Origin of the sequence: Bacteroides sp. K03 (assembly GCF_019734355.1) — a bacterium.
GTDB classification, from domain to species: Bacteria; Bacteroidota; Bacteroidia; order Bacteroidales; family Bacteroidaceae; genus Bacteroides; species Bacteroides nordii.
The window spans coordinates 474386-490444 of the sequence record NZ_JAASHC010000003.1; the positions used below are offsets into that span (position 1 = coordinate 474386).

8 protein-coding genes and 1 pseudogene are annotated in these 16059 nt (G+C 43.8%); 3 read left to right on the plus strand and 6 right to left on the minus strand.

What is annotated here, in order from left to right:
- Positions 1 to 171 precede the first annotated feature (171 nt).
- Both HCG69_RS04410 and HCG69_RS04415 read left to right on the plus strand, forming a co-directional pair.
- Positions 172 to 519, plus strand: coding sequence for an SH3 beta-barrel fold-containing protein (locus HCG69_RS04410; RefSeq protein ID WP_221649011.1), 348 nt, complete (start codon positions 172 to 174; stop codon positions 517 to 519).
- Between the two features lie 161 nt (positions 520 to 680).
- Positions 681 to 1505, plus strand: a complete 825-nt coding sequence (locus HCG69_RS04415) for a DUF4373 domain-containing protein (protein ID WP_221649012.1) — start codon at positions 681 to 683, stop codon at positions 1503 to 1505.
- A gap of 159 nt (positions 1506 to 1664) precedes the next feature.
- On the opposite strand, the gene HCG69_RS04420 is transcribed toward HCG69_RS04415, so the two are convergent.
- The 6 genes and pseudogenes from HCG69_RS04420 to glmS form a co-directional block, all read right to left on the minus strand.
- Entirely contained in the window at positions 1665 to 2030 is a 366-nt protein-coding gene (locus HCG69_RS04420; RefSeq protein WP_221649013.1) for a type II toxin-antitoxin system HigA family antitoxin, read from the minus strand.
- A 10-nt stretch (positions 2031 to 2040) separates the two neighbouring features.
- Positions 2041 to 2329: pseudogene (locus HCG69_RS04425) on the minus strand (type II toxin-antitoxin system HigB family toxin).
- Positions 2330 to 2506: 177 nt separating this feature from the next.
- The gene (carB, locus tag HCG69_RS04430; protein WP_221649014.1) at positions 2507 to 5779 is read right to left on the minus strand and encodes a carbamoyl-phosphate synthase (glutamine-hydrolyzing) large subunit; all 3273 of its coding nucleotides are present in this window, start codon (positions 5777 to 5779) and stop codon (positions 2507 to 2509) included.
- 83 nt (positions 5780 to 5862) lie between these two features.
- Entirely contained in the window at positions 5863 to 7020 is a 1158-nt protein-coding gene (carA, locus tag HCG69_RS04435) for a glutamine-hydrolyzing carbamoyl-phosphate synthase small subunit (RefSeq protein WP_221649015.1), read from the minus strand.
- 128 nt (positions 7021 to 7148) lie between these two features.
- Entirely contained in the window at positions 7149 to 9032 is a 1884-nt protein-coding gene (locus HCG69_RS04440) for an amidophosphoribosyltransferase (protein ID WP_221649016.1), read from the minus strand.
- Between the two features lie 135 nt (positions 9033 to 9167).
- On the minus strand, positions 9168 to 11012 hold the full coding sequence (gene glmS / locus HCG69_RS04445) for a glutamine--fructose-6-phosphate transaminase (isomerizing) (protein WP_221649017.1): 1845 nt from the start codon (positions 11010 to 11012) through the stop codon (positions 9168 to 9170).
- Between the two features lie 366 nt (positions 11013 to 11378).
- Here glmS and gltB point away from each other — a divergent pair, with 366 nt between their 5' ends.
- The gene (gene gltB, locus HCG69_RS04450; protein WP_221649018.1) at positions 11379 to 15965 is read left to right on the plus strand and encodes a glutamate synthase large subunit; all 4587 of its coding nucleotides are present in this window, start codon (positions 11379 to 11381) and stop codon (positions 15963 to 15965) included.
- Positions 15966 to 16059 lie beyond the last annotated feature (94 nt).

A 16059-nucleotide genomic window follows, 5' to 3' on the forward strand; every position in this document is an offset into this window, starting at 1 on the left:
GGAAATTACAGGACACCTATTTTGTAAATTCATTTTAGAATAATAAGCATATATTCGCAGCAGATTGAAGCGAAAGATGTAGGAGTGCCGCTTTCTCAGGATGCGGCACTTTCTTTGTATACAGCATCAACCTGAAAAAAAATAATTATTCATCATTTTAAATTTAATAGTATGAAAAAGCTGAAGAGGCAGGTGTCACAGAGTGAAGCAATGAAAACAAGATGGAAAAGACGGATCGTAATGGAAAAAAGTTACCCGGAGAGCACCGCACAATGGATGGCAGAACGACTGGAAAGATTGTTGGACCACATGCTGTACGGACATGCCATGATTGTCTATCACAAGCAGAACGGAGATTTCAAGTTTGTGAAAGGGACACTGGTCTATTACGAAGCAGAGTTTCACAAAGCATACGATCCCGCAAAAGTGGAAGGTGCCATCGTTTACTGGGACGTGGAGCAACAGGGATGGAGGACATTTCTGGTGGAGAACTTTATGGAATGGAGACCGGTTGTTTAATGGAAAATTGAAAGTTGAAAATTGAAAATTAGCTGCGCTATCATGCTGAATAGTAATTTTCAATTTTCAACTTTCAACTTCCAATTAAATAAGAAGTTACTATGCAGCGCATAGCGCAGCCAACTTTCAACTTTCAATTTTCAATTTTCAACTAAATAAACATGGCTACAGAATACTATGGAATAAACTACTTCCCGCTACTGACGGGATTTTTTCACTGCGATACGATAGAACTGATTACGGCGATACATGGAGTGAAAGGGCCGCATGCGGTGATCATGTTACTGTGCAAGATATATACTGACGGGTATTACATTCATTGGGGAGAGGACCAATGTATGATTTTTGCAAGGAAGTTAGGACCGGAATACGATAAAAAGACAGTGGAAGAGATCGTAAACCTACTCATTGAAAAAGAATTTTTCGATAAAGAAAGCTATGAAAAACATGGAGTACTGACTTCTGTGGAGATACAAAAGGTATGGTTGGAGGCTACAAGCCGGAGAAAGAAGGACTTAACCAAACTGCCCTACATGCTGACAGAGGGTGCGAACTCAAAAAATGTATGCAAAACAGGTAGTTCAACTACAGAAAATGTAGACAAGTTACCGACTCAAATGGAGTTGAGCCTGGAAAATGCAGACAATTTCAGACAAAGTAAAGTAAAGCAAAGTAAAGCAGAGAAGAGTAAAGAACTTCCCCCCTCTGATCCCCCCAACGGGGAGAAGGAGGAAGAGGAGGATATTTCTTTGCTTCCTCCCCCACCCGAATACGCACTCAATGAGAAAACACACAATTACAGCGGGCTGCTGGAGAGCCTGAGACTGCACAATGTGAAGGACAAAGCCGAGATTAAGGCGATACTGAGATTGTCGGACTATGGCAGGAAGGGAACGGAAATATGGAGAATACTGGCAAAAACAAACTGGGGCAGGATTGAGGCACCGGGAAAATATATCCTGAAAATACTCAGGACTTCACAGTAGAAAACAGGTTTAAAAACCTGGAAATCAAGCAATAAAAAAGTACGTATTTTTGGGATACCAAAGTACGTACTTAACACACTATTAATATGCATTTTAAGCCGATGTTAAAATACTAAGTTTAAAATCAGACTATTAAAGGCTTAAATTCATAAAAAAGAGTTATACCCCCAATACTATATTAGCATCGATGTTTAACTTGCGGCTTATCTCACGGGCAACTTTCAAGGTTGGTTCACACTTTCCAGAAATATAGTCACTAAACCGTGAAGGGCTAACTCCAATTAACTGTGAAAGTGATTTCTGATTAAGCCCCATTTCATACATACGAAGCTTAAGAACATCCACAAGTGAAGGTACTCCTAAAGAAAAATGTTCTTCGGAATAATCAGCGACGAGATTAGAAAGAAGCTCTAACTCTATGCTATTAGGGTCACTCAATGAGGTATTATCATCCACCAATGGAAGAAGCTCCTCTACTCTTTTCACAGCCCATTCATACTGAGTTTGATTTTCTATCTTTGTCATAAGTTCATATTTAAATGGTTGAACAATCTATTCTATCATATTCTTTATGAGTACCTATAAAGCGAATATATATAAACTTTATCGTAAACTTTATAAACCAAGCGATAATTATTGCCTTTGATATTGAAAACATACCGCTGATTACCCACATTATCTACACTATTAAACGTATTCTTTACATCAGCAAAACAAGTCCATTTGCTTTGTTTTACTATCGTAGTCCACTCTTGTAAAGCCACCTTTGCATCAGGGTGACTATCTGCGTATTCTTGCAGTGATTGCTCAGTGAATATTCTCATGGTTACTCATTTATCATGCAGCAAAGATAAAAATAGAATTCTGATATTCAAAATATAATTCTAATATTCGTAATTTATAGTAAAAAAAAGAATAGCGGCAATTCCATCGAATCACCGCTATCCCAAGGGAAGCCTTTACAGCCTTTTTCTTTGAACCATTTTTTATACGTCTTTATTTTACTTGTATTCCTCCCAGCTCTTTATAGCAATATCATCAACACTCATTGTACAGAAGGCATTGATAAATGCACTTGCCAAACGGGCATTGGTAATCAGAGGTACATTCAGATCGATAGCTGCACGGCGTATTTTATATCCGTTGTCGAGCTCACCGGCAGTGAGGTTCTTCGGAATATTAACTACCATATCTATCTCTTTATTATGGAGCATTTCGAGCGCCTGCGGATGCTTGTCTGACTCACTCGGCCAGTAGACCAGGGTACTCTCAATGCCATTCTCGGCAAGAGTTCGGTGTGTTCCACCGGTAGCATACAGTTTATACCCCTTATTGACCAGCATACGGGCCGCCCCCATCATATCTATCTTTTGCTTGGGTGTACCGGTAGAAAGGAGAATGTTCTTCTTAGGAATACGATAGCCAACAGAAAGCATGGCTTTCAGAATGGCACAGGAGGTATCAGAACCAATACAGCCAACCTCACCGGTAGAAGCCATATCTACGCCCAGCACAGGATCGGCCTTCTGCAAACGGTTGAAGGAGAACTGTGATGCTTTAATACCAACATAATCAAGCTCAAAAAGATTCTTCGATGGTTTTTCTACAGGCAGGCCGAGCATTACTTTAGTTGCCAGCTCGATAAAGTTAATCTTCAGCACTTTGCTGACGAAAGGAAAACTACGCGAAGCACGCAGGTTACACTCGATAACCTTAATATCATTCTCACGGGCAAGATACTGGATATTGAACGGACCGGAGATATTCAATGCTTTCGCAATCTCACGGCTGATACGCTTGATACGACGGACGGTTTCTACATACAGTTTCTGGGGAGGGAACTGAATAGTAGCATCTCCGGAATGTACACCGGCAAACTCGATATGCTCACTGATAGCATACGCGATGATCTCACCATTCTGCGCCACAGCATCCATTTCTACCTCTTTGGCGTGTTCAATAAACTGGCTTACCACTACCGGATATTTTTTAGAAACATTGGCTGCCAATTTAAGGAAACGTTCCAGCTCTTCCTGGTTGGAACAGACGTTCATGGCTGCACCACTAAGCACATAGGAAGGGCGAACAAGCACCGGAAAACCGACCTCATCAACAAACTCATTAATATCGTCCATAGAGGTAAGCTCGCGCCAGCGAGGCTGATCTACACCAATACGATCGAGCATGGCAGAGAACTTCTCGCGGTCTTCGGCATTATCTATGCTCTTGGCAGAAGTACCTAAGATATTGACTTTCTGTGCATCCAGACGCAGAGCAAGGTTATTCGGAATCTGACCACCGGTGGAGACAATGACCCCATGCGGATTTTCCAGTTCAAGAATATCCATTACGCGTTCAAAAGTCAATTCGTCAAAGTAGAGACGATCGCACATGTCATAGTCTGTAGATACCGTTTCCGGATTATAGTTGATCATAACGCTACGCCAACCCTCTTTACGAATGGTATTCAGTGCCTGCACACCACACCAGTCAAACTCTACGGAAGACCCGATGCGATAAGCACCGGAACCAAGTACGACAATGGATTTATGATCGCCCAGATAGGTTACATCATTGGCCACACCACTGTAAGTGAGATACAGATAATTGGTCTGCGCAGGATATTCGGCCGCCAGTGTATCAATCTGCTTCACTACAGGCAGGATGCCTATACTCTTCCGATAATTACGCACATAAAGGATACCATCTTCCATATCCCCCTGAAAACCGATACCACGAGCTATCTGGAAGTCAGAGAACCCCTGTACCTTCGCTTTGCGAAGCAGTTGTGGGCTGAGATTTGACAATTGAGAATTAAAAAATGCAGCAGCATCTTTCACTGTCAATTGTCCACTGTCTACTGTCAATTGCCTAAGCTCCTCGGAAGTACGCATGATATTCATCAGTTTCTGAAGGAACCATTTATCAATCTTGGTCAGATCGTGTACCTGGTCAATCGTATATCCGGCACGGAAAGCTTTGGAAATGACAAAGATACGTTTATCAGTAGGTTCACGCAGGGCTTTATCAATATCGGCTATCACGAGTTCTTTGTTTTCTACAAAGCCGTGCATGCCTTGGCCTATCATACGGAGACCTTTCTGGATAGCCTCTTCAAAGGTACGGCCGATAGCCATCACCTCACCTACGGATTTCATAGAAGAACCCAACTCTTTGTCTACACCATGGAATTTTCCTAAGTCCCAACGGGGTATCTTACAAACCACATAGTCCAATGCAGGTTCAAAAAAAGCACTGGTAGTTTTAGTGACGGAGTTCTTCAAATCGAACAGACCATAACCGAGTCCTAATTTGGCAGCAACAAAAGCCAACGGATAACCGGTTGCCTTGGACGCCAATGCCGATGAACGCGAAAGACGGGCATTTACCTCGATAACGCGATAATCCTCCGACTCAGGATCGAAGGCATACTGCACGTTACATTCACCAACGATGCCAATATGACGAATGATACGAATGGCGAGTTCACGCAGTTTGTGGTATTCTTTATTGGTCAATGTTTGTGACGGAGCAATTACAATAGACTCCCCGGTATGAATGCCCAGCGGATCGAAGTTCTCCATGTTACAAACGGTGATACAGTTGTCGAAGCGGTCGCGTACTACCTCATACTCCACTTCTTTCCATCCTCTTAGTGACTTTTCGACAAGCACCTGCGGAGAGAAAGCAAAGGCTTTCTCAACAAGCACATCCAGTTCTTCTTCGTTATCACAAAAACCGGAACCAAGTCCGCCAAGCGCATAAGCGGCACGAACAATCACCGGATAACCTAACTCCCGGGCTGCTCGGCGTGCATCTTCTGCATTTTCTACGGCTTCACTTTTGATGGTCTTTACATCAATCTGATTCAGTTTCTCCACAAAGAGCTCACGATCTTCCGTATCGATAATGGCCTGCACGGGAGTACCGAGTACCTTTACATTGTATTTTTCAAGGGTGCCTTCCCTGTAAAGGGCCACCCCACAGTTCAACGCAGTTTGCCCACCGAAAGCAAGCATAATGCCTTCCGGTTTTTCTTTCTGAATTACTTTCTCTACAAAGTAAGGAGTCACAGGAAGGAAGTAGATCTGATCGGCTACCCCTTCACTGGTCTGCACCGTAGCAATGTTGGGATTGATAAGAATGGTTTCTATACCTTCCTCTTTCAGAGCCTTCAGGGCTTGCGAACCCGAATAGTCAAACTCTCCGGCTTCACCGATTTTCAAAGCACCGGAGCCGAGGAGCAATACTTTCTTTATATTTTGTTCTTTCATTGATTACATATTTTTGGTTGCACCACAGAGGACACGGGACTCTCCTCTCCCGTACTCTCGCTTACACTGCGGTAAATATTGAATTACAATAGCTTTACGAATTCGTCAAACAAGAATTCAGTATCCGTTGGGCCACTGGCAGCTTCGGGATGGAACTGTGCCGAAAACCAGGGGTTTGTTTTATGACGAATACCTTCATTAGAACCATCATTCATATTAATGAAGAGTGGCTCCCACTCAGCACCCAATGTATTGTTATCAACGGCATAACCATGATTCTGGCTGGTAATGAAACAACGTTCCGTGCCCACCATGCGTACCGGCTGGTTGTGGCTACGATGACCATATTTGAGCTTGTATATCTTAGCACCACCCGCTTTTGACAGTAACTGATTTCCCATACAGATTCCAAAAATAGGAAGTTGGGGATTCTGCATCGCTTTACGGATATTCTGTACGGCAGCATCACAGGTATCAGGATCACCCGGACCATTGGATATAAACAGACCATCAAACTGTAATCCGTTAAAATCATAATCCCAAGGGACACGAATGACTTCAACATTACGTCTGAGCAGACAACGGATGATGTTTGTTTTTACTCCACAATCTACAAGAACAACCCGCTTTAGTTGACAATTGACAGTTGACAATTGACAGTTGAGCTGCGCAATGGGGAGATCTATACTAAAAGAGCGACTTTCACCGTTCGCATAGACGATAATCTCTTTGCAAGAAACCCTATCGACATAATTGATATTTTCATAACTGTCAATTGTCCACTGTCCATTGTCAACTGTCAACTGCTCACCGTCAAATACAATCTTACCCATCATCACCCCATGTTCACGCAACACTTTGGTCAGTTCACGGGTATCAATGCCTGTAATACCGGGCACTTGTTCACGCTTCAGCCAGTCGGCAAGGCTTTCCACTGCATTCCAGTGACTGTATTCTTCTGAATAGTCACTCACAATGATAGCTTCGGCATGAATTCTCTCACTTTCCATAAAAGTAGCCAATCCATTAGATTCAAAAGTGAAAGGAGGCACACCATAGTTACCCACCAATGGGTATGTCAGCGTCATCAACTGTCCGGCATATGAAGGATCGGTCAGACTCTCCGGATAGCCTGTCATGGCGGTATTGAATACTACTTCGCCCGCCACCGGCTTCTCGTAGCCAAACGACTTACCATGGAAACGGCTCCCGTCGTCAAGGATTAAAGTTACATTTCGCATCAATTTATTTACTATTTGACAATTGAAAAGATTGACGATTAGACGATTTACAATTTACGATTGGGATGACTCCCATTTGCCAATAAAGTAACTTCAATCGTAAATTGTAAATCATAAAATCGTAAATCTCAAAATTGGTATACTTGTTCTATATAATTTATAAACGCTTCATTGAGCAGCTTCACACCACCCGGCGTAGGATAGTTGCCACTGAAATACCAGTCACCCGTGTGATGAGGACAAGCCTCATGTAAGCCACTGAGCGGTTGATACACAATCTCTACTTTGGCCTTCGTGCCTTTCGGAGTGAGCAATTCCACCATTTTGGCAGAAATCTCCTCATCGGTGAATGGGGCATAGATGTCCTTTACGTAATTCACCAACTGCTCTTTAGGTAGGCCAACCTGATCTTTCGACTTACGATAGGCAGCAGCAATCACATCTTTCATATCACGCTCTTTCAGGAGTTCTACAGCTGCTTTAAAGGCTATAAACTCACTCATCTTTGCCATGTCAATGCCGTAATAATCGGGATAACGCACTTGCGGCGAAGAGCTTACAATAACAATCTTCTTCGGATTCAGACGATCGAGAATACCGATAATGCTCTGCCGGAGTGTTGTACCGCGCACAATACTGTCATCAATAATCACCAGATTGTCTATACCGGCACGGAGGCTGCCGTAAGTGATATCATATACATGCGCAGCCAGGTCGTTACGGCTATTGCCCTCGGCAATAAAAGTACGCAACTTGATATCCTTGATAGCAACTTTTTCACTACGAATGCGCCGTGAAAGGATACATTCAAGTTCTTCCATATTAGGATTGTGTCCCAAAGCAGCTATCTGCTGTACTTTCTCTTCATTCAGATAATTGTCCAATCCCTCGAGCATTCCGTAGAAAGCTACTTCGGCTGTGTTCGGAATAAAAGAGAACACCGTATGATCAAGGTCAGAGTTTATCGCTTTCAGAATACGGGGAATCAGTTTCTCTCCCAACAACTTACGCTCTTTATAAATGTCTGCATCGCTACCACGAGAGAAATAAATACGCTCAAAAGAACAGGCTCTCTTCTCACGGGGTTTATTAATCTGAGTAATACGAATCTGCCCCGTCTTGTTGATAAAGAGTGCTTGTCCCGGTTGCAATTCTTTAATTTCCTCAACAGGTACATTGAGTGCTGTCTGAATCACAGGACGTTCAGATGCCAGGACAGCTATTTCATCATCCTGATACCAGAAAGCAGGACGGATCCCCCACGGATCACGAATAGCGAAAGACTCACCACTTCCGGTCAGTCCGCAGATAACATATCCCCCATCCCACTCTTTACTGGAAGAACGCAGCACATTGGCAAGATCGATATGCTCTTCAATAAACCGGGTGATACCCATACCCGTCTGCCCTTCTGCTTCTGCAAGATTAAAGAGACGTTCTACTTCCCGGTCGAGACGATGCCCTACCTGTTCGAGCATAATATAAGTATCGGCATATTTGCGCGGATGCTGTCCGATAGCTGTAATGCGGGTAAAAATCTCATCCACATTCGTCATATTGAAATTACCGCAAAGGGCCAGGTTCTTGGCACGCCAGTTGTTCCTTCTCAGAAACGGATGAACATAGGAAATACCGGATTTTCCGGTGGTAGAGTATCGCAGATGTCCCATATACACTTCACCGGCAAAGGGCAAGGTACGTTTGGCAAAATTAGCATCGTGCAACTGTTCAGAGGTCAGATCTTTAAAATTGCCTTGTACGGTCTCAAAAATCTCAGTAATGGCACTCGATCCTAATGCACGCTCACGGAACATATATTCTTCTCCCGGATTGGCTGCCAGTTTCACACAAGCCAGTCCGGCGCCTTCCTGTCCACGATTGTGCTGCTTCTCCATCAGGAGGTAGAGCTTATTCAATCCATACATCCACGTTCCGTACTTCTTCTCGTAATATTCCAACGGTTTGAGCAGGCGTATCATGGCAACGCCACATTCATGCTTTAATTGTTCCACCTTACTTATTTACTATTTGACAATCTATTTTGATTTACAATTAGACGATTTACTATTTACAATTGAAGTTACCTTAATCTATAAATGGGAAGTAATCCCAATCGTAAATAGTAAATCGTCTAATCGTAAATCCCTTTATTCTACCGTTACCGACTTCGCCAGATTCCTTGGCTGATCCACATCCATCCCTTTACATACCGCCACATGATAGGCAAGCAATTGTAAAGGCATTGTGGTAATAAGCGGATCAAGACACTCCAATGTTTCGGGAAGTTCGATACAATAATCAGCTACTTTGCTGATCACTGTGTCTCCTTCGGTGACAACAGCTATGACTTTTCCCTTACGGGCCTTTATCTCTTGTATGTTGCTGAGTACTTTTTCATACATTCCATTTTGAGTAGCAATAACTACCACAGGCATTTCGGCATCAATCAAAGCAATAGGGCCATGCTTCATCTCTGCTGCCGGATAACCTTCAGCATGAATATATGAGATTTCTTTCAGCTTCAAAGCTCCCTCCAGAGCTACCGGATACGAATACCCGCGACCAAGATAGATAAAATTATGCGCATACGTGAATATTTTAGATAATTCTGCGATTTTATCATTCAGTTTCAGTACTTTTTTCATTTTTTCAGGGATGCGGCTCAATTCGTGTACTACACTAAGGAAATGGGCCTCATCAATGGTTTGCTTCTCCCGCGCCAATGTCAGTGCAAGCATAGTGAGCACCGTAACCTGTCCGGTGAAAGCCTTGGTAGATGCTACGCCTATTTCGGGACCTACATGTATATAAGAACCTGTGTGCGTAGCACGCGGTATAGACGAACCGATAGCATTACAAATGCCGTAGATAAATGCACCACGGCTCTTTGCCAACTCAACGGCAGCCAGTGTATCGGCAGTCTCACCACTCTGAGAGATAGCAATCACAACATCACTTTCGTCAATCACCGGGTCACGGTAACGGAATTCGGATGCATATTCCACCTCCACCGGAATGCGGCAGAGACTTTCAATTAAGTGTTTGCCTATCAACCCGGCATGCCAGGAGGTTCCGCAGGCTACAATGACAAAACGCTTTGCTTTCAGAAGTCTCTCCTTATAATCAATGACGGCCGAAAGCACAACATTGTTACTCTCTACATTGATACGCCCACGCATACAATCATAGATGCAATCGGGCTGTTCGAATATCTCTTTCAGCATAAAATGCGGATAACCACCCTTTTCCAGTTGCCCTAAGTTTAACTCTACCTTTGTCACTTCAGGAGTCATCTCCACATTGTTCAGATTCACCACTTTCAACTCCCTGTCCCGGTGTATCACTGCTATCTCTTCATCTTCCAGATATACTACCTTATCAGTATATTCTACAATAGGAGTAGCATCCGAAGCCAGGAAAAACTCATCTTCACCAATGCCCACCACCAACGGACTACTTTTACGCGCTGCAATAATTTCATCGGGATGATCCTTCTCCAATACGGCAATAGCATACGCACCAATCACCTCACGCAATGCCAGCTGTACGGCTGTCAGCAAATCGAGGTTATTAGTCACTTTCATATATTCTATTAATTGTACGAGTACCTCGGTATCAGTACTGCTTTTGAATGTATAGCCTTTGGCCTGGAGTTTTTCTTTGAGAACGGCGTAATTTTCGATGATACCGTTATGGATGAGAGCGAGAGTTTCGGAAGAGGAATAATGAGGATGGGCATTAACTGAACAAGGTTCTCCGTGAGTAGCCCAACGTGTATGTGCAATACCAATGTTACCGGAAATATCTTTCTGTGTGACAAAATTTTCCAATTCGGAGACTTTTCCTTTTGTCTTATACACATTCAACTGTTGGTTGTTACTGATTAGTGCTACCCCAGCGCTGTCGTATCCCCGATACTCCAGCCGTTTCAGCCCTTTGACAAGGATGGGGTAGGCTTCTTTTTTACCAATGTAGCCTACAATTCCACACATATTATCCTATTTTTATGTTTTCAGGGTACAAAGATATACAATTATAATAACATAAAGATTATTTTTACTATAAATATTTGACATAAGCATAGAAAAAAGTTATTTTTACGTCAAAACGTTAATTTTTCTATTATTTTATTCTCAAAAAGAAAGTAGTTTCAAATCTTAATAAAAAGGCTTTCACTACCTTTCACATTAATATAAAAACCCGGCACTGAACTACCAATTTATAACTTCGACATGAAGTATATGTAATTTATGTCACAATAAACACCAATAAATATATCAAAATGAAATTAAATTAATACTTTTGCAGAACAAAAAGACAGCATAAACAGGTATTATCATACAATAAAGCTAAATAGAATGAAGAAAAGAGAACTTTTTAACAACGAAACAAAAGAACTGCCTTACCAGCGACAGCCTGAGCAACAGGGTTTGTATGATGCAGCAAACGAACACGATGCCTGCGGAGTAGGTATGCTGGTAAACATTCATGGAGAGAAATCGCACGACATTGTAGAGTCGGCACTCAAAGTACTCGAAAACATGCGTCATCGCGGAGCTGAAGGAGCTGATAATAAAACCGGAGATGGTGCAGGTATCATGTTACAGATTCCTCATGAATTCATTTTATTACAAGGTATTCCCGTACCCGAAAAAGGACGTTACGGTACAGGACTGATCTTTTTGCCAAAAGAGCCGAAAGACCAGGCAGACATTCTGAGTATTATTATTGAAGAGACTGAAAAGGAAGGGCTTACACTCATGCACCTGCGCAATGTGCCTACCTGTCCTGAAATTTTAGGAGAAGCCGCACAGGCAGCAGAACCGGACATAAAACAGATTTTTATCACCGGGTTTACAGAAACAGAAACGGCCGACCGCAAATTATATATAATAAGGAAGAAGATTGAAAACAGGATACGCAATTCTTCTATCGCCACAAAGGACGATTTCTATATCGTTTCACTATCAACAAAAAGCATTATCTACAAAGGTATGCTTTCGTCACTGCAACTACGCAACTACTTCCCGGACCTCACAAACAGCTACTTCACCAGTGGATTGGCATTGGTACATTCACGTTTCAGTACAAACACTTTCCCAACATGGGGACTGGCACAGCCTTTCCGCTTACTTGCCCACAATGGTGAAATCAATACGATCCGTGGTAATCGGGGGTGGATGGAAGCACGCGAAAGTGTTCTTTCATCTCCTACCCTGGGGGATATTAAAGAGATACGTCCCATCATTCAGCCAGGGATGAGTGACAGTGCCTCACTGGATAATGTGCTGGAGTTTCTTGTGATGTCCGGTCTCAGCCTGCCTCATGCCATGGCTATGCTCGTACCGGAATCTTTCAACGAGAAGAATCCAATCAGTGAGGAGTTGAAAGCCTTCTACGAATATCATTCCATTCTAATGGAACCGTGGGATGGCCCTGCCGCACTACTCTTTAGTGACGGACGCTATGCAGGAGGAATGCTCGACCGCAATGGGTTGCGCCCGGCACGCTATCTTATCACTAAAAACGATATGATGGTAGTAGCCAGCGAAGTAGGTGTGATGGACTTTGAACCGGGAGATATCAAAGAAAAAGGACGCCTGCAACCTGGTAAAATCTTACTGGTAGATACCGAAAAGGGAGAAATATATTATGATGACGAACTGAAACAACAATTGGCAAATGCCAAACCCTATCGGAACTGGCTGTCAGCCAACCGCATTGAACTGGATGAACTGAAAAGCGGACGCAAAGTTCCTCACAGTATAGAGAGATACGATTGTATGTTACGTACTTTCGGTTATTCGAAAGAGGATATAGAAAAGATTATCAGCCCGATGGCTACCACCGGGGCAGAACCGATTCATTCAATGGGTAATGACACTCCATTGGCTATCCTTTCGGACAAGCCGCAACTGTTATACAACTACTTCCGCCAACAGTTTGCCCAGGTAACCAATCCACCCATCGACCCTATCCGGGAAGAACTGGTAATGTCGCTGACTGAATATATCGGAGCAGTAGGGATGAATATTCTAACACCAAGCGAAAGCCATTGTAAAATGGTACGCCTGAACCACCCTATCTTGAATAATACTCAACTGGATATTCTGTGCAACATTCGTTACAAAGGTTTCAACACAATAAAGCTGCCCATGCTTTTTGAAATATCACGTGGTAAGGCGGGGTTGCAGGAAGCCTTGAACAATCTATGCAAACAAGCGGAAGAGTCAGTGGCAAACGGAGTAAACTACATTGTACTGACAGACCGTGACGTAAATGCGACGCATGCAGCCATCCCCTCGTTATTGGCAGTGAGTGCAGTGCACCATCACCTTATAGCGGTAGGAAAACGTGTGCAGACAGCCCTCATTGTAGAGAGCGGTGAAATACGCGAAGTGATGCATGCTGCTCTGTTACTTGGTTTCGGAGCAAGTGCACTGAATCCCTACATGGCATTTGCCATCCTCGACAAACTGGTGGCGGAAAAAGAGATTCAACTGGACTATGCCACAGCAGAGAAGAATTATATCAAAGCCATCTGCAAGGGATTGTTCAAAGTAATGAGTAAAATGGGTATCAGTACCATCCGTTCTTATCGGGGAGCCAAAATATTTGAAGCCATAGGTCTGAGTGAAGAGTTAAGCAACGCCTACTTTGGCGGGTTAAGTTCACGTATCGGCGGTATCCGCCTGGAAGAAGTAGCACAGGATGCTATTGCAGTTGAAAGTGAAAAGTTGAAAGCTGAAAGTTCTATGCAGCATAGTGGTACAGCCGACTCTCAACCCTCAACTGGCAACTCTCAACTAAAGAATCGTGGCATCTATACTTTCCGCAAAGATGGAGAAAGACATGCGTGGAACCCGGAAACGATCAGTACCCTGCAATTGGCAACACGCCTGGGCAGCTATAAAAAATTCAAAGAGTTTACCACCATGGTGGACGAAAAAGAAGCTCCCATCTTCCTTCGCGACTTCCTTTCGTTCAAACGTAACCCGATCAGTATAGACCGTGTTGAACCGGTAGAAAACATACTGCGGCGATTCGTAACGGGTGCTATGAGTTATGGCTCCATCAGCCGCGAAGCACACGAAGCCATGGCTATAGCCATGAACAAAATACACGGACGAAGCAACACAGGCGAAGGCGGGGAAGATGCCGAACGTTTCACTCCCCGTCCGGATGGAACCAACTTGCGTAGTGCCATTAAACAGGTTGCTTCAGGACGCTTTGGTGTAACTGCCGAATATCTTGTTAACGCAGATGAAATACAAATAAAGATAGCCCAGGGAGCTAAACCGGGCGAAGGAGGTCAATTGCCGGGTTACAAGGTAGATCAGGTAATTGCCAAAACGCGCCACTCCATACCGGGCATCTCACTAATCTCTCCCCCACCTCACCATGACATCTACTCCATCGAGGATCTGGCACAGCTTATCTTCGACTTGAAGAATGTAAACCCGAAAGCCAAAATCAGCGTAAAACTAGTAGCCGAAAGCGGAGTAGGAACCATCGCTGCCGGGGTAGCAAAGGCAAAGGCTGACCTGATTGTAATCTCTGGTGCAGAAGGAGGTACAGGAGCTTCACCTGCTTCATCTATTCGTTATGCAGGTATCTCTCCGGAACTGGGACTAAGCGAAACGCAACAGACACTGGTGCTAAACGGGCTTCGCGGACAGGTTATGCTGCAAGTGGACGGACAACTGAAAACCGGACGTGACATTGTTCTAATGGCTATGTTAGGTGCAGAGGAGTTTGGTTTTGCAACTTCCGCACTGATTGTACTAGGCTGCGTGATGATGCGCAAATGCCATATGAATACCTGTCCCGTCGGAGTTGCTACACAAAATGAAGAGTTACGCAAACGCTTCCACGGACGAAGCGAATATCTGGTCAACTTCTTCACCTTCCTGGCACAAGAGGTACGAGAGTATCTGGCAGAAATTGGTGTGGAAAGACTCGATGATATCATTGGACGCACCGACCTCATTGAACGCAAACCGGATAACGGAAACGAAAAGCACCGTCTCATTGATTTCAGCAAACTGCTCACACGCATAGAGAGCAGTGCAGCCATTCATCATGTCAGTGATCAGGATCATGGTATCTCTGCCGTAAAAGACGTAACAATCTTGAGTGCTGCACAAGAGGCTATCGAACATCAAAAAGAGGTGTCATTGGAGTATACCATTGCCAATACAGATCGCGCGGTGGGCGCTATGCTTTCGGGGGCCATTGCTTCACGGTATGGTGCAAAAGGATTACCGGAACATACACTGAACATTAAATTTAAAGGTTCTGCCGGACAATCTTTCGGCGCATTCCTTACACCAGGAGTTAGTTTTAAACTGGAAGGCGAAGCAAATGATTACCTTGGCAAAGGATTGAGTGGCGGACGTATCGCTGTGCTTCCGCCCGTACGAAGTAACTTCGAGGCAGAGAAGAATACAATTGCCGGGAACACCTTATTATATGGAGCTACCAGCGGAGAAGTTTATATCAATGGCCGCGTGGGAGAACGCTTTGCTGTCCGCAACTCGGGTGCCATAGCCGTAGTAGAAGGCGTAGGCGATCATTGTTGCGAATATATGACAGGCGGACGTGTGGTAGTTTTAGGACAAACGGGCCGGAACTTTGCTGCCGGAATGAGTGGCGGTGTGGCTTATGTGTGGAACAAAGAGGGTAACTTTGACTACTTCTGTAACATGGAAATGGTAGAACTATCTCTTATCGAAGAAGCAAGCTACCGCAAAGAATTACACGAACTCATCCGCCAGCACTACCTCTACACCGGCAGTAAATTAGCCCGTATCATGCTCGACGATTGGAACCGCTATGCAGACGAATTCATCCAAGTAGTACCTATCGAATACAAAAAGGTTTTGCAGGAGGAACAAATGCGAAAGCTACAACAGAAAATTGCGGATATGCAAAGAGACTATTAAATAGTGATAAGTGGGTTAGTGAGTAGTGATTAGTACCATGCGGTATAATAGCGCAGCCACTTATCACTAATCACTTACCACTTATCGCTAATCA